Annotated in this window: 16 protein-coding genes; 8 read left to right on the top strand and 8 right to left on the bottom strand. The window is 46.6% G+C overall.

Annotated features, from left to right (window positions below; all coding sequences use genetic code 11):
* Positions 1–112: 112 nt before the first annotated feature.
* Both OEZ43_18605 and OEZ43_18610 read left to right on the top strand, forming a co-directional pair.
* Entirely contained in the window at positions 113–2,449 is a 2,337-nt protein-coding gene (locus OEZ43_18605) for an ATP-binding protein (GenBank protein MDH5547594.1), read from the top strand.
* A gap of 184 nt (positions 2,450–2,633) precedes the next feature.
* A complete protein-coding gene (locus tag OEZ43_18610) occupies positions 2,634–3,629 on the top strand; it encodes a hypothetical protein (protein ID MDH5547595.1) in 996 nt (331 codons plus the stop codon).
* Positions 3,630–3,832: 203 nt separating this feature from the next.
* On the opposite strand, the gene OEZ43_18615 is transcribed toward OEZ43_18610, so the two are convergent.
* Positions 3,833–8,473, bottom strand: a complete 4,641-nt coding sequence (locus OEZ43_18615; GenBank protein MDH5547596.1) for a hypothetical protein — start codon at positions 8,471–8,473, stop codon at positions 3,833–3,835.
* Positions 8,474–8,581: 108 nt separating this feature from the next.
* On the opposite strand from OEZ43_18615, the gene OEZ43_18620 reads away from it, so the two are divergent.
* Positions 8,582–8,770, top strand: coding sequence for a hypothetical protein (locus OEZ43_18620; GenBank protein MDH5547597.1), 189 nt, complete (start codon positions 8,582–8,584; stop codon positions 8,768–8,770).
* 488 nt (positions 8,771–9,258) lie between these two features.
* Here the strand turns inward: OEZ43_18620 and sohB are convergent, their stop codons facing one another.
* A complete protein-coding gene (gene sohB / locus OEZ43_18625) occupies positions 9,259–10,284 on the bottom strand; it encodes a protease SohB (protein MDH5547598.1) in 1,026 nt (341 codons plus the stop codon).
* Positions 10,285–10,455: 171 nt separating this feature from the next.
* Between sohB and OEZ43_18630 the strand changes: the two genes are divergently transcribed.
* The 3 genes from OEZ43_18630 to OEZ43_18640 all read left to right on the top strand — a co-directional run bounded on the left by OEZ43_18630 (position 10,456) and on the right by OEZ43_18640 (position 12,698).
* On the top strand, positions 10,456–10,809 hold the full coding sequence (locus OEZ43_18630; protein MDH5547599.1) for a hypothetical protein: 354 nt from the start codon (positions 10,456–10,458) through the stop codon (positions 10,807–10,809).
* Between the two features lie 231 nt (positions 10,810–11,040).
* A complete protein-coding gene (locus OEZ43_18635; protein MDH5547600.1) occupies positions 11,041–11,739 on the top strand; it encodes a hypothetical protein in 699 nt (232 codons plus the stop codon).
* Between the two features lie 284 nt (positions 11,740–12,023).
* Entirely contained in the window at positions 12,024–12,698 is a 675-nt protein-coding gene (locus tag OEZ43_18640; protein MDH5547601.1) for an alpha/beta fold hydrolase, read from the top strand.
* Here OEZ43_18640 and OEZ43_18645 read toward each other — a convergent pair.
* Positions 12,687–13,403: a DUF445 domain-containing protein gene (locus tag OEZ43_18645; protein MDH5547602.1), complete on the bottom strand. Its 717-nt coding sequence runs from the start codon at positions 13,401–13,403 to the stop codon at positions 12,687–12,689. The genes OEZ43_18640 and OEZ43_18645 overlap by 12 nt on opposite strands.
* A gap of 177 nt (positions 13,404–13,580) precedes the next feature.
* On the opposite strand from OEZ43_18645, the gene OEZ43_18650 reads away from it, so the two are divergent.
* Both OEZ43_18650 and OEZ43_18655 read left to right on the top strand, forming a co-directional pair.
* Complete coding sequence (locus OEZ43_18650; GenBank protein MDH5547603.1) at positions 13,581–16,349, top strand: cadherin-like domain-containing protein; 2,769 nt, start codon at positions 13,581–13,583, stop codon at positions 16,347–16,349.
* A gap of 152 nt (positions 16,350–16,501) precedes the next feature.
* Positions 16,502–17,011 carry a porin family protein gene (locus tag OEZ43_18655; GenBank protein ID MDH5547604.1) on the top strand — a complete coding sequence of 170 codons (510 nt, stop codon included), beginning with the start codon at positions 16,502–16,504 and terminating at the stop codon, positions 17,009–17,011.
* Between the two features lie 5 nt (positions 17,012–17,016).
* Here the strand turns inward: OEZ43_18655 and OEZ43_18660 are convergent, their stop codons facing one another.
* The 5 genes from OEZ43_18660 to OEZ43_18680 form a co-directional block, all read right to left on the bottom strand.
* Entirely contained in the window at positions 17,017–17,511 is a 495-nt protein-coding gene (locus tag OEZ43_18660) for a hypothetical protein (protein MDH5547605.1), read from the bottom strand.
* 86 nt (positions 17,512–17,597) lie between these two features.
* Complete coding sequence (locus OEZ43_18665; GenBank protein ID MDH5547606.1) at positions 17,598–18,329, bottom strand: SDR family oxidoreductase; 732 nt, start codon at positions 18,327–18,329, stop codon at positions 17,598–17,600.
* A complete protein-coding gene (locus OEZ43_18670; protein MDH5547607.1) occupies positions 18,322–19,314 on the bottom strand; it encodes a DNA photolyase in 993 nt (330 codons plus the stop codon). The genes OEZ43_18665 and OEZ43_18670 overlap by 8 nt, the downstream gene beginning before the upstream one ends.
* Positions 19,315–19,316: 2 nt before the next feature.
* Positions 19,317–20,129 (bottom strand): hypothetical protein, encoded by an 813-nt coding sequence (locus OEZ43_18675; protein MDH5547608.1) that lies wholly within the window; start codon positions 20,127–20,129, stop codon positions 19,317–19,319.
* Positions 20,126–20,956 (bottom strand): glycosyltransferase family 2 protein, encoded by an 831-nt coding sequence (locus tag OEZ43_18680; protein MDH5547609.1) that lies wholly within the window; start codon positions 20,954–20,956, stop codon positions 20,126–20,128. Before OEZ43_18680 ends, OEZ43_18675 begins: the two co-directional genes overlap by 4 nt.
* Between the last annotated feature and the right edge of the window lie 3 nt (positions 20,957–20,959).

The raw sequence follows: 20,959 nt of genomic DNA on the forward strand, positions 1-20,959 counted from the left end.
TGACGTATTCGCGCATTTGCTCCTTAGACTACTCCTTTAAGGTTATTAAGACGGTTACACGGGCTTCCGATACAAATAGTTAACAAAGAACTTCTTCCAAAAAAAAGACCGAATGTTAGCTGACGTCGTAAACGCAAATTATTCCCTAACCCTATACGCCGCATGCAGCGGAATCACGGCAATACTCATTCTTATATTAAGTCTGATTACACTGATTCGTGAAAAATGGTCGCGAATAGGTTGGGTATACGTTGCGTTTACTCTACCCATATTTATCTGGATGTCTGGGGCAGCGGCTGTTGCGGCGTCTACCGACGAACACACCGCGATCATTTGGGCAAGTTTTGCAGAATCGGGCGTCGCCTTCATCCCGGCAGGCTTTACCCTGCTCTCTTATTTTATTCTGGAAATGCTGACACGATTTCGTATGTTTGTTGCCAGCGCATTCATCATGTCCAGCATATTCGCCTATCTCGCGATCACACATCCGGCTTATGTATCAGGCGTAACACATTACGATTGGGGTTACTATGTACATCTTGGCCCATACGCCTATTTTTACATGTTGTACTTCTCAATCTACATGAGCACATGTTTTTATTTGTATTTTGATGCGATACGCGAATCACAACCTAACTCGGCAAGAAAGCGAAGAGCAAATGAGTTGTCCAAGGCATTTTCTGTCGGCATTTTAGGAGCTATAGACTTTCTTCCTGCTTATGGCTTTGGTGTATTCCCGGTCGGTTTTGCGTTTGTTTGCTTCTTATTAGTTTATACCGCTTTCATCGTATACAAACATCGCTTAAGCAGCTTGTCCTTAACAGATATTGCACAGACGATATTGACTATCATGCATGAGCCGATATTGATCATCAACGATTCAGGAAAACTACTGTTAGCCAATCATGCCAGTGAACAACTATTCTTCAAATCTTCAACCATTGTTCCAGGAAAAGACTTTTGCCACATGATACTGGATGAAAATTTCACCCAAGAATTATCATCGATTCTAAACAATACTGAACAATCAGAGAGTGAAGCTAAATTTTACGATGGAATGTCTACCCGTCATTTACAAATATCCAAATCCAACCTCACAGATAGTTATGGATACACCTTGGCGCACATATGCGTATTCCATGACGTTACTGAAAGAAAACTGGCAGAGGAAATTCTTCAAACATCTCAGGCCCAGCTTGAACTAAGCGTTAGAGAGCGTACGCAACAACTGCAAGACATCATTGAGCGATACAAAGAGACTGAACAGGCACTACTATTGGCTAAATACTCCGCAGAGACAGCAAATCAAGCCAAGTCTGAATTTGTATCCACCATAAGCCATGAAATCAGAACGCCACTAAACAGCGTGATTGGCATGACGGAACTGTTGCTCGACTCCGAACTAAATTCTGAGCAGCAGAATTTAGCCCAGTCTGCACAAACCTCTGGCAAGCAACTCCTGGCATTAATCAACGACATTCTCGACTTATCCAAGATTGAAGCGAAAAAGATGGAATTACATACTCGAGAACTAAATCTTCATAGATTACTTCGCGAAATGTTTGAGATGTTCGAGGTATTAGCGAAGCCAAAAAATATCACACTATCCCTGTTCATCAACCCCGACATACCTCAAATCATCGTTGGCGATGAGAATCGATTGAAACAGATTTTTGCCAACCTGCTTGGAAACGCCGTCAAGTTCACCAGTAATGGAAAAATTAGCATCGAAGCCGAGGTCGATAGCGCCAGGAACTTGCTTCGTTTTGCAATTGAGGATAACGGCATTGGAATCGCTCCCGAAAATCAGGTCAAAATCTTCGACCTGTTTTCTCAGGTTGACAGTTCCAGAACTCGCCACTATGAAGGAACCGGTCTCGGTCTGGCCATCACCCAAAAACTTGTGCATCTCATGCAGGGTGAAATAGGTGTGGAAAGCAATATTGCGCACGGAACACGATTCTGGTTTTCGCTCCCACTTTCGCTACCCGCCTCAAGTGAGGCGCCCAAAAGCATTCCCACGGCTCCACAAACGACTTTGTGGAGTCAATATCGGAACGCCTTTTCGGGCAAAGTCCTATTGGTTGAGGATAATCCAGTTAATCAACAGGTTGCCACTACCTTTTTACACAAACTGGGATTGCAGACTGAGATCGCCAATGATGGCAGGGAGGGGGTGGAGTTAGCACAAACCAGATACTTTGATCTCATATTCATGGACTTGCAAATGCCCCATATGGACGGCATAAAGGCGACCCAACTCATTCGAGAACACGAAAACAAAACCAAGTCCTCTGCCACTCCGATCATTGCTCTCACTGCCAATACCAGCCAGGATGACAAAAATACCTGTCTGGAAATTGGCATGAATGCGTATCTGGTCAAGCCACTCACACTCGAAAATTTGATAAAAATTCTGGAAAAATGGCTATATCGTAAGGTTTCTTGAAGGCTTTCTCGCTATAACGTAAACTGGCTACACAATAAGAATCAGGGTATATCCAATGATCCGAGCCGCCAGTATCTTGGTCCTATCTAGTCTGTCTTTCATTGCATGTTCGCCCCCGAAGGAAACATCTTTCGATCGAATCGGCAATAGTATCGCCTATCCAGAAGTTTCTGTCGGTGAACCCATGAGCGTACAGGAATATTCCAATCGTCGAATTATAGGCGGTCGCTTTACGAATTCAGACGGCAGCAGCTTGCTAACCCGAGAGGTTTCCTACCTGAATGGTGAAATAGACAGCTATTACAACATCGAATATAACGGAAACCAAAAACTACGCAGCACCCGTTTTAGCGCACCCGGCGCAGATGCAAACTGGTTAACGCCCGACGATGTCGTCCTGCTATACACCGATTACGCACCAACAGACAATACTATTGCGTACATTATTTATGACGGCAGAGGCGCCGATGGCACCTGGTTCACCGCTGACGATAAAGTTCGCTATTATGAACGCCAGCAAACGGATGCCAGTAACGGCGAGATGCTCCATATTGCCGTGTCACTTGCCGGAGACGATGGCACATGGTTTACCAACGATGACCAGATCGGCTGGATCACACGATACGGCGCGATAGTTCAGGATCAACAACAGGTCGCAACTTATCTTACTCCCGGCGCAGATAACGATTGGTTCACGTTCGAAGACAATTCTGTTTATCAGCACTGGTTGAATATTTACGACGCTGCCGGAAATCTTGTCCGTTATATTCTATATGCCGATACCGGTATTGACGGCATACCATTTACTACTGATGACACGATAGTCTATTACCATGACCTGAGTTACGACGCTACAGGACGAATTGAAACCGTTATCATGCATCATGGCGGTCCAGGCCCTGATGCCACGTGGTTTACCCCAGACGATAATATCCATTCCTGCAAACAACTCACGCGTGATGCAAACGACTTACCGATACGTACCACGACCTATCGTACCGGCCCCGATTTGAGCTGTTTTACTCCCGACGATATAGTCTGGGGCTATCACGACGATGTCTTCGACGCCAACAATCTGCTTGTCAGAAGCAACGCATATTACGGCACGGGCCCCGATTTATTATGGTTCACGCAGGACGACTTGATCGTCAGTCAGCGCGAGTATATTCCACAACAATGAAAAATATGACCCGCTCAATTTGCGTTAAATTTTTTTTCTTGCAATACGGACTTCAAATTAGTTCGCTTGTGAGGTGCGCCAAAATGCAAACAGACGCGCTATTTAAACTGAGTAATTGAGCCTTTTTTGCAGTGCCTTCCCAGTCGATTTAGCAGTTGAATGCCTGGGTATCAAGCTGGCCAAATCGTGGTATACAATAGCCCTTACATATTTCCCTGTATAAACCCGCGCTGAAGAATCGCCCCTGCAGGTACAGGTAGCGGATTACTTGCCTGGAACCAGGTCGTCGTTGAATGGCATTGGTCACAGCCTGTTGTCACGCCAACAGCGGAGTGGTTTGCCGGTGTAGTGTGACAACTCTCACACGGACCGATAACATCATTATGATCGACACCGAACGGAACCCAGGAAGTGGTGAGATGACATGCACCACAATTTCCAGTTGATGAAATATGCGTGGGGTGTTTTCCGATAGCCACGTTTCCATTATGGCACGCGTCACAATTACCGATAACCTGATTGTGATCCACAACAATCAACGGAACCCATCGCGTTGTGTAGTGACAAGCATCGCAGGCATCCGTAGTAGTGATATGACCTGGATCCTTCCCAGGCGCGGTAACGCCGTTATGACAGTTACCACACGACCCAATTACATGAGCGTGGTCAACGCGTATAGCCGGCGTCCAAGCATTTGTCGAGTGGCATGCATCGCAGGCCTCACTACTACTGATGTGTCTTGATGATTTGCCTTTAGCCGTTGTGCCATTGTGGCAATCGAAACACTGACCAATAACTGAAACGTGATCAACAGTTATTACTGGGGTCCAGTATGACGTCGTATGACAATCATCACACGCGTCTGAACTCAAAATGTGGTCAGGGGTTTTACCAGGTACCAGTTGATTATTGTGACACTCAATGCACTGACCAATAACGAACGCATGATCGACAATAATATAGGGCTTCCATGCCGTGGTTGAGTGGCAGGCCCCGCAGTCATTACTGCTGTTGATGTGTCCCTGATTTTTACCAGGAGCAGCAATACCGTTGTGGCAAGTGTCACATGTGCCGACAACTTCATTGTGATCTACCGTACTCGCTGGAACCCATATTGATGTCGAGTGACAAGCCGAGCATACATCAGTCGTCGGAATATGCGCATCATGCTTTCCAATTGCAACAATTCCATTGTGACAGGCAATACAATCACCAATGACTTGCGAATGATCAACAACTATATATGGCACCCATTGTTCGGTCGAATGACACGCATCACAGACGTCGCTACTGGTAATATGCGTATCATTCTTCGGTGTGGCAAAGGTGCCGTCATGGCAGTTCGCGCATGCCCCTAATACATCCGCATGATCCACTTTTGTTACCGGCGTCCACACATTCGGCACATGGCATGAACCACAATTGTTCGTTGTAGGAACATGTTTCGCTGATTTACCTGGCGCTAATACCGAATTGTGACAGCTAGCGCATTCACCGAGCACAAAGTCATGGTCCACAGTAACGACAGGCATCCAACGCGTGGTGTTATGGCAGGCACCACAGTCATCCGTCGTATTAATATGCTGCGGTGATTTATCAGGCGCCAGAATGCCATTATGACAATCGCTACAAACGCCTAACACTTCGGCGTGATCAACAAGCGCCACTGGCGACCAGACCTGCGTCGTGTGACAAGCGCCACACAACTCAGTGGTATTGATATGTCCGTCCGACTTACCTTTCGCCTTGGTCCCGTTGTGACAATTTGCACCACAGTTTTCTTTACCGATGACTTCATTGTGATCAACCGATATATAGGGAACCCAGGCAATAGTCGAATGACAGGCGCCACAGGCATCGCTGGAATTAATATGTTCCGCGTGCTTGTCTGGCGCTGCGGTTCCATTATGGCAACTTTCACAAATCCCCAGGACTTCGTTGTGGTCTACACGAATCGCAGGTTTGAAAGTTGCTGTCGAGTGACAGGTGTCGCAGGCGTCTGTTGTAGAGATATGTCCAGCGTTCTTTCCTGGCGCAGGCCCGCCATTGTGGCAGGATACGCAAACACCTTTGACTTGGGTGTGATCCACCGTTATAGCAGGCTTCCATTGCAGCGTGGAATGACAAAGGTCACATGCTTCAGACGAGTCAATATGTGCCTGGTTTTTATACGGCGCAGTAGTCCCGTCATGGCAAGAGGTACAAATGCCAATAACTTCTTTGTGATCAACAATAGTGGTCGGACTCCAACCCGCTGGCGTATGACATGCCTCACAGACTTCTGTCGTATTTATGTGTCCGTTCGACTTAGGCGTAGCACTGATACCGTTGTGGCATCCGAAACACGGTCCTCTGACAAAATCGTGATTGACGACAACGATATCGGCCCAGGTAAATGGGGCGGTATTGTGGCACTCCTTACAATCATTAGTCGTAGGAATATGCAGGCCACTCTTTCCTACCGTTGTCGTGCCATTGTGGCAGTCGCTACACGCACCAACGACTTCCGCATGATCAACTGCCGACGCGGGCTTCCAGCTTGTGGTGAAATGGCAGACCTCACACAGATTGGTTACCGGTATATGGTAACTGGGCTTTCCCGCCACCAGACCATTGTCATGACAACTAACGCAGGCGGCAGTGATTTGTGTGTGATCTACGGCGGCAACAGATGTCCAGGCGGTAGTCACATGACACGCATCGCAGGCCTCACTCGATGTAATGTGTGCAGCATTTTTTCCAGTCGCGATGGTTCCGTTATGACAGTCCTGGCAAATACCTAGCACTTCATTGTGATCAACTTTTCTGACTGCATTCCAACGTAGCGTCGTGTGACAAGTACCGCACATGTCTGTGGTATTTATGTGGCCATTATTCTTACCCATCGAGATCGTGCCGTCATGACAGGAAAAACAATCTCCAATAACCTGAGTGTGATCGACACGTTTTGCCGGTTTCCATGATGCGACTGAGTGGCACATGTCGCATCCATCACTACTGGCAATATGGCTTTCATTCTTTCCTGTTGCCGTTACGCCATCATGGCACGCGATACACAAACCTGCGACCTGGGTATGATCCACTTTCAGAGCAGGCTTCCATCTCGATGTTGTATGACAAGCCTGACAAACATCTGAGGACTGAATATGCCCCGTATTCTTGCCGAGCGCACCGGTATGACATCCAACGCATTCGCCCAGCACGTGTTGATGATCCACGCTCTTGGCTGGCACCCACATCGCTGTGGTATGACAAACCTCGCAGACATCCGTCGTTGGAATATGAGTTAGCGATTTACCGGTTGCCTCTCTACCGTTGTGACAGGAGAAACAGTTATCCGATATTCCGGTATGTATTTGACCTATTGTGACACCTTGCCAGCGTCGGGTGTTATGGCAAACATCACATTCGGCAAGTGTTGGAATATGCGTCCCCGGCTTACCACTGGCGATACGATTGTTATGACAACTGCTGCAAACACCAAATACTTCCTGGTGGTCAACAGTAATTGCCGGTTGCCATACCGTTGTCGTATGACAGGCTTCGCAAGAATCTGAGGAAAATATATGCGTCCGAGATTTTCCTGTTGCTACGACACCTTGATGACATCCACTACAAGCGCCTTGAACTTCATTATGATCGACAGATTCGACTAAACGCCAGATCGTCGTATTGTGACAGGCACCACATACATCGCTGGTGGGAATATGGGTTGCGTGTTTGCCTGTTGCCAACACCCCGTCATGACAGGATTCGCACGTACCTCTAACTTGCAGATGATCCACTTTCACGCCTGCACGCCATGAATTGGTGGAGTGACAAGCAGAACAACTATCGGTACTTGTTATATGAGTGAGATTTTTTCCGCTTGCAAGCACACCATCGTGACAATTCACGCAGCGACCATTTACCTGCAGGTGATCCACTTGCAATACTGGCTTAAAGGTCAATTCGGAGTGACACGCTTTGCAATTATCCGAGGTGGGAATATGCGTCGTGGGCTTTCCAAGACTGACCTGATTGTTATGACAGTCAACGCAAACTCCCAGCACCTGAGTATGATCGACGCGTATAACAGGACGCCAGGTCGCCTGCGAGTGACAGGCATAGCAATTTTCAGTCGTCGGTATATGCGCAGTAGGCTGTCCAACTGCAGCAATCATATTGTGACAGGAATTACACGCACCACTCACTTCATTGTGATCAAAAAACAGAATTGGCTTCCAGGTAATGACACTGTGACATGCCTCGCAGCGATTCGAGCTTTGAACATGAGTCAAAGGCTTACCTTGAGCATCGACGCCGTGACAATTTCCGCATCCGTCAACAAAGGTATTATGGTCGACCGGCAAATGGTTAAGGCGTCCGCTAAGTCGCGGCTTGGCAAGATGCCCTGGTTTCACATCGAACCATGTACCTGTGTTATGACAGCTATCACACGCTTCACTGGTGCGAAAGTGATCTGCAGTCTGACCCACCGCCACAATTGAGTTATGACAGTCTTCACAACGCCCAAATACTTCCTGGTGATCCACGCGCATGGCCGGCACCCATGCACTCACAGCATGGCAGCTATCGCAATTATTGCTCGATAAAAGATGCGTTTTTGGTTTAAACGAGCCTGCCGGACCTGTATGACATGAAAGGCAATCACCTATCGTCTGCGCATGATCAAAACGGACAATTTCAGTCCAGTTGCGACTCACATGACACGATTCACAATCGTCACTAACAGCGAGATGTCCTGTCGATTTACCCGTGGCGATCTGGCTGTTATGACAATCCACACATGCGCCTTTCAGCTGCCCGTGCTCAAGAAACGCAGGTAGCCAATTCGTGCTCATATGACAAGTCTGGCACTCCCCGCTACTGGCGATGTGCGTTTTCGAGCGCTCACCTACATATTTTTCGGAGTGACATAATTGGCAAGGAATGCGATTGCGGACAACCTCATGAGACATGGATACAGCTGCGCCATCGAATCCATCAATATGACAGGCGTTGCATTTAGCACCAGCGATTGGCACATGGTTGAGGGGAATATCGATAGCTTTCGCTTGCGCGATACTGAAGAAACAAAAGACAAGAAAAATAAGAACAAGGAAAAGCCCGTCGTTGTTTTTCATCAACGAGCGATTTGAATCAAGCAGTCCATTATTTGTAGTTCTTTCGCGCCCCATGCCCCACACCACGGTAAACAATACTGTTACCGATTTATTCGGAGAACCAGGATAAACCTGATCAACACGCAGACATGAGAGGTCTTACTAGAACCACAACAATATGAAATTCTCTAAGTAATCATTGTTTTCAGTTATTGTTGGTGATCACTCAAATACCTAGACGACAAGAACCAATCTCCAATTTGGGCAAACCTCTCCCACGTGCACCCGATACATTGCTGCTTTTCCAGTGGTTTAGCACCATCTGGAAATATTCTTATTATTCGAAAGCTTATTTTCAGTTTATTGTATGATTTATTACTGAAAGTATAGGTGAGGGAAAGAAAAACTTAGTGAAATAGTCGAACAAAAAAGATTCCGTTGCCTTGAATTTCAAGGAATCGGAATGTCGCGTCAAATAATTGACCAAATAAAGATGAAATACGGTATTTATGCGCTTCAGAACACTACAACAACTCTCTTTCGCGGTGTCGAGTCGACCAGGACAACAGTAATTTGTCGGCCACCCCTTGGGCAAATCCGGCAATCCGGGATGATAAAGGCTTCTTACTCTTGTGCGTGATCTGATACAGGTCGTGATCCTGGTATTTCGAGAGCAGATAATCATCGCTGGTCTGAATCTCATCCACCAGTTTCAAATCCAGCGCGCGTCGCCCAAACCAGTGCTCACCTGTTGCGACTTGCGCGATATCGACAACCTCACGATGTTCTTTTACAAATGTTTTGAACAACTCGTGGGTATCATCAATATCTTCCTTGAACTTAGCTCGCGCTTTATCCGTATTTTCCCCAAATACCGTAAGTGTACGCTTGTATTCCCCACCGGTGATTAACTCGAAATCCACGTCGTGCTTTTTCAAAAGTCGATGAAAATTGGGAAGCTGAGCCACCACACCGATAGAACCAACTATAGCGAATGGTGCGGCAATGATGCGATCAGCAATACAAGCCATCATATAGCCACCGCTTGCGGCAACCTTATCTACAGATACCGTCAGGAATATCTTGGCATGACGTAATCGTTGCAACTGAGACGCGGCCAGACCATAGCCATGTACCATGCCACCCGCGCTTTCGAGTTTGACAAACACTTCATCGCCATCTTCCGCGATCATCAAAACGGCGCTAACTTCCTCGCGTAAGTGAGACACCGCACTCGCCTTTACATCTCCATGGAAATCGAGCACGAATACTCGCGGTCGTTTTTCCCGGTTTCCCTTTTTCTCCTTTTTGTCCTTTTGCTTCTGTTCTTTTTGCAGCTGCTTAGCTTGCTGCTTATTTGCCATGAATTGCTTGAGGACACTTTTCGTATCTTCATACGCTTCGTTTAAACGACGAATTTCAATATGAGCATCCCGCTCATCGCGGTTTCGACTCGCCATGGATATAACCAGTATCAATCCTATGACTAGTGACAGGACGATAGTCAACGTTTTGGCGGTAAAAAGGCCGTATTCATATAAAAATTCCACTTACCATCTCCATGTGCGCGCAGTGCCGAAAGGCCAGAAATCTACCATAAAACCAACTACTCTGCCGCATATCTAAAGCCACGACAGATAAACCTAGTACTAATGGGGGACTGGCTTTAGTAAATCACCTCTGCTAAAAATGCCTGACATGATTTCAACGGACACAAATCAATGAATACCGCGATCGCGGATCTTAATATCACACGACCCAAGGAAGGGATCATTGTACTCAAGGGCGAAATCAAGCGAGACAACATCCTTGATCTAGTGGAGACACTAGCGGATAACCCGATTCCTTACAACAGCGAGTTACTGATTGACGTTAGTCAGCTTGATATCGAAAGTGGTATTACACTGCTAACCCTGGTCAATACCTTGCGCGCCTTATCCAGACGAGTCTCAGCGCTCACGGTCAGCGGAGCACCGAAACAGCTTTATAACAGTCTTTACAGCACAGGATTACTCGGTGGACCCAGCGCCATCAGGCTGGAGAATCGTCGCGACGAGATGCTCGTACCCGCTTGACCAGTCGGCAGTAATATTGCTTCTCAGTTAGTCCTTTATATCTGCCGTTTGGCTTATTACACAATGCATCTATCCCGGTTATTCGTTTTTGCTCTCCTGCTGTGCCACATATTTCCCGCCTGGTCACAATCAGACAAGATATTTCAGCCAGAGAAAACCATACAAGAAAAACTTGACGCCTGTGCAGATCTGCTCGAACAGATCCGAAACTCAGATTGCGGAAACCACATTTTGAATTTTCTGGAAGGTGGCTATATTGCCGGCGGGCTTACAGGGTATCTGCTAACGACTTCCCCCGGTATAGACGGCGCATCCGCGCGATTCAACGGCGATCTACACCTTATGCCCAAGGTCATGCTTAAGACGCGATTGAATTTCATCGACGAAACAGATTTTGGATACGACTATGCTTTTGGTTTCGAGCAGGCTCACGCCTTGAGCCAGACGATAAAGCGCCCCAATGGCAGTACCACTCGGGATTTACGAACCTATACCATTGCCAATACATTTTCGACCCAGGCCAGTCTGTTTTATTCCTATGGCGCGAAAGACTTCACACCCCGTCGATATGTACTCGTAGGGCTAGGCTTCGGCTTGGGATACGCGGATATTGTCGGCCACGGATATTTAACCGAAGGCGTAGAATCCAGTTCACCAACCTGCTATCAGGCTGGGATTGATTTGATCAACGAAGCCACTGGAGCACTAACCGCTCTTGAGCAATCCTGTGAATTAAAATCCTATCGCCGTATCGGTGTCGGATATAGCGGAAGATTTTATATAGATATTCGATACGACGATTTCTATTTTTCTATCGATACACGGGCGATCCAGCTTTCCTCCGGCAAGTCTCTTTCCCTTGGTACAAGCGGTTTGCAGGTTAATCCAGCCATTAGCGCCATCACCGTGTCATACATCTATAACCTGTAAGCTCATGATCACATTAGAATGACCTAATATGATTAAATGCCTTATTGATCCATAAAAATAACTTGTAAGCAAAATTCCCGACACATATACTTTCCCATTAATCGATTTTCATCTCATCATGAAGGAGGAGATAAAGATGAAGCAGGACAAAGCAGAAACCACGCGCGTCACCATTATCTTTATCGTGTGCTTACTCGTATACGCATCACTCGCGAGCTTCGTACTCACTAACGCCGCTTAATCGAAAAAGGCCGTTACCGGCCTTTTTTCTTGGAATAAAACTCATGCCCCTCCCATCCGTCCTGTTTATACACGAAGCCGGGGGCGGAAGTTGGGAATGGTGCGTGTGGGAAAACATCTTCCGCCAAAATCAATTTCAAACATACGCCATCAATCTTGAGGCCGCAGATAAAGGTCTCGAACACACCACCAGTGCAGACTATCTAAATCAAACGAAACGTTTTGCCGAAAGACACCAATTGATTACACCTGTTATGGTTGGTGTCGGCATGGGAGGCATGCTCGCACTTCGCTTTGCACAGGAGTCCCAGCCCAAAGCCATCGTGCTGATAAATCCCCTAGGCCCACAGGCCTGGATCGGTGAAGAATTGACGATTCCCCCTGTGGTTATTCCTTGGCGTAATGAAGACAGGGAATGGCTAGACGATATGCCATCATCACACCCTCGCGACGAAATCCAGGAAAGGAGAGAATCGGGGGCAGTGCTCAAGGATCTCTATTTGAAGCAAACCACGCCCTCAGTTACTTGCCCTTGCATGGTCCTGATTGGGGAACAACATAATGTTGCTCCACCCGAAACAGGTAACGAACTTGCCGACGCCCTCAATGCCCAGGTGATCGCTTACAAAGGTACCGATGCTATTGCTGCGCTACTCGGTTTTGAGGCCAAGGCTATCGCTCGACAAGTTTGCGCCGAGCTTAAATTATTAGAAGCCTGACAAGCTCACCAACAGGCCAATCAAACCTCCGAAAACGCCGCCCCACACCACAAGCCAGCCCAGATGCTGTCTAATCATCTCCTGAACAATCTGTTTAACCATTTGCGGTGTCAATTCATCCAGGCGCTGATCGACAATCGATTCGATGCGCTGCGACATATCGGCGCTCAAGCTGTCCGCATCGATACTCCGGGCAAGCGCTTGCTTAAACACCGGACCACTCACCATCTCATTCAATGCCGTTTTGATCTTTTCAATAAACGGCTCTTTCAACCGATCCAGGGCGGCTTCTCCACCAAACATACCGAGCATGCCGCCAAAGGACGACTCCATAATCGCATCGACCAGTTTCTTGAATATGCGCTCGTAGTCCAGCGCATCAATGATCTGCCCAGGCTTCAACCACTGGCTGATAGTGTCTTCTTCTTCGGCAATAAATCGTTTTAGATTCGCCTCGGTAAAAAATTGAGTCATGATCAATTGCTTGATCGCATGTTTAAATTCGGCGAATCGATTGGGTATCACCCCTGATCCATATAAAAGCGGGACGCGTTCAAATAACATGTGTATTGCCAGCCAATTAGTCAATGCGCCAGACAGCGCAAAAATACCGACTGAGAAGATCTGATCACCAAACTGCGGCGAAACCAGACCACCGACCACTAATAGCGCCGCCAGGGCGTTGGTAGCTAAACTTTTGTTCACTTAATCACTCCATAGCCCGATTCTATTTTCATATCATTCAGGCAGTTATCCACTTCTTCAGCTCGCCTTAAGGAAACATTAATGGCGACTGGAGTATAAAACTCGGCCAGGCTATATATCTGAATCTGTATAAAAAGGAAACCCACCTCGGGTTCATCCAAAAGGATAATAATAAAGATGAAAAAAACAATAATCACGGGGCTGTTTTGTCTTCTATTTGTAGGTTGCGGTGGCGGAATACAGCTAGCGAATCAACCAAACAACAAGCCTGTCGCACAAGACGACGTATACGAGATAAACGAAGACGAACCGCTCGAGTTGAACGCACTGTTCAATAATGACACCGATCTGGACAGCGACAAACTCACCCTCGCTGCCTATACTTCACCAGAATTTGGAACACTTAGCCGCAGTGAAACCGGAATCCTGGTTTTTCAACCGCATACTGACTTTACCGGCAGCGACAGTTTTACTTACACAGTGTCCGACGGGCATGGTGGTACCGACAGCGCTAACGTTAAAATCGTCGTAAATAATATCAATGACGCCCCGGTGTTTACTGACAAGCCGATCGCTATATTCACCGATCAGGTCAACACACCACTTATGCTGCTTGATAGCGGCGCAATTGTCGATGTCGACAGCCCCGTCCTGGCGTTTGAGCTAATCAGTAAAACCAGTAAAGGCAGCATATCGCTGAACGATGCAGGAGAACTTCGATACACGCCTACCCCAGGCTACACGGGTAGAGACAGCTTTATCGTCAAGGTCAGCGACGGTGAACTCAGCTCCGAAGGCACCGTCGTGCTCAATGTTGGCGACATCAATTACGCGCCCGTAGCCAGTAACGATGAGATCACTGCAGCAAGAACTAACTCCATTACCTTCAACGTTTTCGATAATGATACTGACCCCAATCAGGACAAACTCATTATGCTAGATTGGACGCCTCCTTCAAAAGGCAACGTACTTTATATCGGTGAAGGTGTTTTTTCCTATACGCCCCATATTGACAGCGACTCTGGCACTGATGAATTCAGCTATACCGTTGGCGACAACAGGGGCGGAAAAGCCAAAGGGACTGTTTCCATCGAGATTGCGCAAGACTGGGGAAATAGAAGTACTCACTCCGAAAATAGCGATTTCTCCAATCAAATTATCGATGACGCCGGCAACATCACATTGGTTTGGACTAGCGCCAATAAGCACAAACTCTTTCACCTGTGGACTCGTCGATATGATGCAGACGAAGCAAAATGGCTAGAAGCTAAGCGCATGGATCAAAAAGACGAAGGCCGTCAATTCAAACAAATTGATTTGCGTAGCGATGCCTCAGGCAATGTCACGCTAAGCTGGCTATTCGATGAGAATGGACGCGGTGTTATCCATGCCAATCGATATGAACTGGCGACAGGATGGAGTCAATCACCAACTGTTGTGTCGAACATAACCAATAACAGTAGCTTTGGTGTTATTCCTGCCTTTGATGTCGCCAGTGACAAACTCGGAAACGTATCTTTTCTGTGGTATCAAAAAGTCTCCTCAACTTATGATCTTTTACATGCTCATTACAACGCTGCTAATGACAGTTGGCTTTCTGCGCAGAGAATACCGTTAAATATTGAGCAAACAAACAGCGCCGCACAGATTAGCGTAAGTAACGGCATTATCGCATTAACCTGGCTAGAAAATCAGACGCTGAAGGCACAATACTCCGTCAACAATCTCGGAGTTTGGAGCAATAACGCAGGAGAAGCGGTTTCTCTTCCGGGTGCCAATGTAAGCGCGATAGAGAATGTCCAACTTATGCAAGACAGCGCAGGGAATATTCAGGTCTTGTGGTCACAAATAGTTACCCCAACAGGCGGCTCCGCAACAGGTGACGGATTGTGGATAAAGTCAGTTAACATCGTCGACAAGGCGTGGTCAGACGCATATAGAATCAGCGCCCCCCTAAATGTATCAAGAGTAGACACCCTTGCCCTTGCCCAATCAGCGGAGCAAATAAGCAGCGATTTAATTGTTGTGTGGCAACAGGACACCCAACTCTACGCAAATGCAAGCCGATTTGGCAACAGTTGGGATGCAAGCCTGGCCAAGCTGGTATCCGATGGAACACAAACTGGAGCAATAGGAGAGATTGTGCTGCTGCAATCTGGCGAAGGTGCAATAGCCATTTGGGAACAAAGAAACGCCAGCGACAGCTTTTCGAATTATTGGTCAAATAGTTTTGGCTTTGACGAAAAAGACGAACTGAAGATTGGGCTTGGTTCTATATCCAGTGCCGCCGCTGTTATTGTTGACAACAACAGCGGTCCGATTGCCGAGTTTCAAGCCCTTGTTGATCAATCAGGAAAAGTTCACGCGCTTTGGATTCAGGACGAAACCAACAATGGCAATACCATCACCAGCGTATACGCCAATCAATTTACAACGAGCAGTAACTGGAAGCTTAAACCTTCTTTGATTTCAGTCGACAATATCGGCGCGGCCGAGACCTTGGGGACACCAAAAAGTCTCCATGCTGAAGCAACAGATGAATCGGAAGTCATCGCGATTTGGGAGTACAAATTCACAGAAATTGATGTCAATATTACACATCAAATTTGGACTAATACTTTCGACACTCTGAACTGGTCAGAGTCATTCAAGTTGTCGGACGATTCCAATATTGATCATCAATTGAAGTATTTCGGTATCAGTGACAACGGAAATGCCTTTAGCATCTGGTCATCCTATGACGGAGAACACGAAACTCTTTTCGTACGCGAACGAAAAACGGGAGGAGAAGCGTGGCAAGCAGGCCGTGAGTTGAACGTAAGTTCACAATACACGATTTCGGTTAGTGACGTACTTTACAATCCACTCGGACTTCCTAGTGTTTTTGGTTTCAGTGATATTACTGATGTGTCTTCGGGCCAGTTATGGTCTGTTGATTTTAGGTAATGTTGCGAATGGGAGCCTTCGAAAATGTTCTCAACAGAACAAAACTCTATTCTCGTTGACATGCATCGCAACAACTAAAATTCTGTTCCCAACCACTTGCTATACGATTTGGCTGGAAGAACTCTGACAAGATTACAAAAGAGATAAAGAATATGTACAAAAAAATAATATTTGGAACACTACTAACATTTGTCTGCTTGGGTAATTCACATGCCAATAGTGAGTATCTTGTTGCCAGGGTAGGTGCCATGTTAATCAATACCGCAAACACTAAACCACTATTGGCCTCTGGTTTGTATTACGGTTATGGCCTGGATGAACGTACCGCTATCGAGGCAGAGGCAAACATCGGCCTCGCAGGCGGAAAATACAATCAAGGTGATGGCAATTTTGGCAGCTTCGATGTGTGGACAATCGCAGCCTATGGCGTGTATCGTTACCCATTTACCCATAATTTCTATGCCAAAACGAAACTCGGTTTGTTATACGAAAACGTAACGAATAACACACGAGAAAAGAAGCTTCCACAACGTGACTACGGCGTATCCGGTGGCATCGGTCTAGGTCTACGCTTCAAGCAAGCCCTTACACTGGAAGCCGAGTTTACTCTACTGGAGCAGAATATTTTTTATTCAGGCATGGGCATCCATTACCAGTACTAAATCAGCTATTCTTCGTTGAGCTGCTTATCAAAGGTAAACATCAAATTTGCGCAGGCCTTTTGACGTGACTTTAATTCTTCAAAGCTAATATTGGCAATGTCGAGTTTACCATCAAGATGATACTTGCAAACCAGTCCAGGTTGACTTGAGTCTTCGCGTAGTATCAGCGCCTTACCTGGCTGTAGCTGAGCTTCCAATTCTGCGCCGACATAGAATGAATACTGGTTACGTTCCCGCGAATACTGGGTAAATGGATTTACCTCCATACGCTGTATAATGCCTATAAAACCATCAGCAGGTTCTGATTCGGGCTTTGGGGTACTGGCCGAAGCAACCGCCATAGAAATTTCACCGTCAAACATACCTGGCGGCCCCGCTGGAATGTCTTCGATCTTCGCAACATCAGGCGCGGTAGTTTTTTCAGACTGTGGAATCTGCGAAGCACATGCGGATAACATTATAAAAACGCCAACGGCCACGCTAAAAAATATCGTTCTCATTTCCTTCCTCCCAGAATGTCCAACTCATACCTTTACTTTAAAGATATAAACTACGTCAAAGTGTTTCAAGGCAATCTCAGTCTTTTTTACAAACCCTGATTTTTTGTAAACTGAATTACCTTTTTCAATGGTGATAAATTGATTTCGTCAAAGACTGTTCCGGCTCGTGTGCGCAAAATCATCATTACTGCCTGCGCGACATCATCTGGTTCAATGAAGTTATCCGAATCTTCTCCAGGTGAAAAAGCCAATTGATCAAAAAAAGGTGTCTTGACCATACCCGGGTTGATAATACTGACGCGTACGCCTGCCTTGGCGCTTTCATCCCTCAATGCCTGAGCAAAGCCACGTAGCGCAGCCTTACTTGCGCTATATATCGCACCTCGTCTACCACCACTAATACCGGCCTCTGAGCCCATTAAAACGATATCGGATTTATCAAATCGCTTCAATCCAGGTAGAAATTGCCTGATAACATATATCTGTCCGACGAGATTCAGGTCCAAAAGAGAACGTATTTGATCGAAAGAGAACTCTTCCAGCGAGCCAAAACGCCCCATACCGGCGCAACAGATAAGCGCATTCACATCGCTATGTTGTTTATACAGCGCATTCAATTTCGTCGGCAGTTGATCTAGATCAGCCAAATCCATGGAATGAAATGACAATTTCTCGTGCGAGAGAGGCATTTTTGCCGGGTCTCGTGCCACCCCTAAGACCCTCGCACCTGCCTCAAGTAATTGGCGACAAATCGCCAGGCCGATACCACTGGAGGCACCGGTTACCAATACTTTTAAGTCATGTATATCGTCAGTCATATAGGCAAGGAAAAAAGGCGTTGTTGTCAATATATCGCATTATCTGCTGCTTACAATAGTCCATTATCTCCTGTTCCACATCATCACGATAGGCCATCATTCCTTTGCGGTCCTGCATCGGACCCGCGAAGAGTTTTTCTTCGGGATAGAGTTTTTGCACCTTACGGAAAAAGCCTGTAGGCAAGCGGAACACCCCTAGACTCACGGAGTGAATCGACTCAGGTTTGATTGCCGAAAAAACCTGGCTAAACAATTCATCGTAGTGTTGTTTGAAGTTTGCATGGTAGATAATTGGATCGAAACGTAGCCCTAACTTCCACCCTGCATTGGCCAATTTATTCATGGCATCCAAACGCCTTTGCAACGGAGGCGTTTTATGCTCAAGACTCTCAGCGATATTTTCCGGCGACAGACTAAACGCCACAACCACATTATCCATTGCCTCACGTCCGAGCAAGCCGCGAATCTGTGTACTTTTGGTGCGCAACTCAAGAAGCTTTCCTGGCTGTTGCTGAAAAAAGTCCAGACAGGCCTCTGCGAAGCCAGTAACAGGCTCAAGCGCGAGACTGTCGCAGTCATACCCAGAGAAGAAATGCGATGTCTCGTGCCGCGAAGGAAGCACTTGTATCGCACTAAAAAAATCTTCGTAGTTGACAAACAGTACATAGTTCGCCGACTGGTACATGCCTTGTAAAAAACAGTAGCGACAGTCGTACACACAGTTCAACATGTGGGAAAAATAGTAATTCTCTGAGGCGCCGATACCATAGCCTTCTGGTGCTTCTAACACATGATTTTTGTACTTTCTCGCCAGAATCAGGGACGGGTTTTGCTTCTGCAATCTAAAACTTTGTGCTGAACGATTAAATACCTCACCATAGTTTTCACAGTACACGATTTTCGCCTCAGGGAAACGCCCGGTGATTTCCAGTACACGTGGGTGACTCGCTACTTCTTCTTCAATGTAAAGCGTTTGAAAAAGCATAGTTAGAATTCCGGCACAATATTTTCCACACGTTGAGTAAGTTGGGACAAAACTTCTGCACTGGATTTTATCTTTGCCATTTCGTCCAGGTTAATCTCAGGCCCCTGCAGGACAAACATGCGGTTTAGCAGCGGCAACAACTGCCGCTGTTGCGTCGCACTAAAGTGAAAGCGTTTACATAGCTCATGATAAATTGGCAATACAAGCTCATCGGAAGGCAGGGACTCGGCCAATTCCAGTAGATGGGCTTTCATAGATTGCAACGGCTGCAGCAAGGCGTCAACACACTTGATTACATAGGCCTTATCGACGTGACCAATTCCGCTATTATCGGTATCGGAAACCGTCTTAATACTTTGAACCAGTTCTGCAGTAGAAAATCGATTGGCGGTAAAATAAAATGCAGATGCCTCCATGTCATACAATCCGGGATGATTATATGCCAACTCAGGCGTGTCGACGCAATACAAGATTTCAGATTCAAGATTGCTTAATGGAGGCAACGGCGGATAAAATGTCTTACTCGTCGCAACATCAATTAGCTTATTCACTAACAGGGTTTTCCCAGTTTCATACCCCTTCGCACCACAAACACCGACATTAATCCACACATCATTCGGGTGGGCATACTTTCCATAGACATAAGCGATCGCCGCCGCACACGCCAGCTTTCCAATGCCTGACACCACCAGGAAGTCGTTTTCCCGCTGATAAACTGCGAACGGTTTGCTTTCGATCTGCTTCAATCTATGGGCATCAATTAACGGTCGTGCTTCTGCAGACAAAGCGCAGTGAATAAAAGCCTGTCTCATCATAACTCCCGAATCAGTCGTTTATACCGATGCACTTCTTCGAGCTTTCCCCGTTTTTGTGCCCCCTTAACATAAACGGAAATCTTCTTAACTAACATTTCACGCGTTGCATCGTGCAAATTTGGGTCTAGCTCACCATGCTTCAAAATAGACGCCAGCGATTGAATACGAAACCTATCCATACCCCAATAGCGCCTGGACAGCTGATCCTCATGTCCCCCATATTTTTTTATTAGAGGCTGGTCTAGATACAATACGGGATATTTCGAACACATTCTCAGCCACAAGTCATAGTCTTCACACGCCGGCAGGTTTTCATCAAACACGCCGATTTCGTGAAAAACACTTTTATGGATTAATACCGATGAAGGTGAAATTGCGCAAAGTGGCAGGCAGCGCTGATATATCCATCCTCCGTATTTGCGGTGTTTTCGCATCTGATTGACGCGAACACCGTTGCGTATCCAGATTTCTTCCGTATGACAAATCAAATATTCTGGCTTCGCGCGTAACGCCGCTTCCTGCTGCGCAAGCTTTTCAGGCATCCATTTATCATCGGAATCCAAAAGGGCAATCCACTCCCCGGCGGCCAATGCTATACCCGAATTACGGGCAGAGCTCACTCCACAATTATCTTGCTTTATGTAAATCACCTGAGGAAAACTTTGCGCAAGCATTTCTTCGGTGCCGTCTGTCGAGCCATCGTCAATAACAATGACTTCGTCTGGCAAACGCGTCTGGGAAAACACAGATTCGAGCGATGTTTGCAGACGCGAACATCTATTGAAAGTGGGAATAACGACAGATATGGAAAAATGTTTTGCGTCCACTCG

The organism is Gammaproteobacteria bacterium, assembly GCA_029881255.1.
In the GTDB taxonomy this organism is placed as follows: Bacteria; Pseudomonadota; Gammaproteobacteria; order S012-40; family S012-40; genus JAOUMY01.

Coding starts and splice junctions, on each gene's coding strand:
- OEZ43_18605 (MDH5547594.1), top strand. CDS start 113: ATGTTAGCTGACGTCGTAAACGCAAATTATTCCCTAACCCTATACGCC.
- OEZ43_18610 (MDH5547595.1), top strand. CDS start 2,634: ATGAGCGTACAGGAATATTCCAATCGTCGAATTATAGGCGGTCGCTTT.
- OEZ43_18615 (MDH5547596.1), bottom strand. CDS start 8,473: ATGAGCACGAATTGGCTACCTGCGTTTCTTGAGCACGGGCAGCTGAAA.
- OEZ43_18620 (MDH5547597.1), top strand. CDS start 8,582: ATGAGACATGGATACAGCTGCGCCATCGAATCCATCAATATGACAGGC.
- OEZ43_18630 (MDH5547599.1), top strand. CDS start 10,456: ATGAATACCGCGATCGCGGATCTTAATATCACACGACCCAAGGAAGGG.
- OEZ43_18640 (MDH5547601.1), top strand. CDS start 12,024: ATGCCCCTCCCATCCGTCCTGTTTATACACGAAGCCGGGGGCGGAAGT.
- OEZ43_18650 (MDH5547603.1), top strand. CDS start 13,581: ATGAAAAAAACAATAATCACGGGGCTGTTTTGTCTTCTATTTGTAGGT.
- OEZ43_18655 (MDH5547604.1), top strand. CDS start 16,502: ATGTACAAAAAAATAATATTTGGAACACTACTAACATTTGTCTGCTTG.
- OEZ43_18660 (MDH5547605.1), bottom strand. CDS start 17,511: ATGAGAACGATATTTTTTAGCGTGGCCGTTGGCGTTTTTATAATGTTA.
- OEZ43_18665 (MDH5547606.1), bottom strand. CDS start 18,329: ATGACTGACGATATACATGACTTAAAAGTATTGGTAACCGGTGCCTCC.
- OEZ43_18670 (MDH5547607.1), bottom strand. CDS start 19,314: ATGCTTTTTCAAACGCTTTACATTGAAGAAGAAGTAGCGAGTCACCCA.
- OEZ43_18675 (MDH5547608.1), bottom strand. CDS start 20,129: ATGATGAGACAGGCTTTTATTCACTGCGCTTTGTCTGCAGAAGCACGA.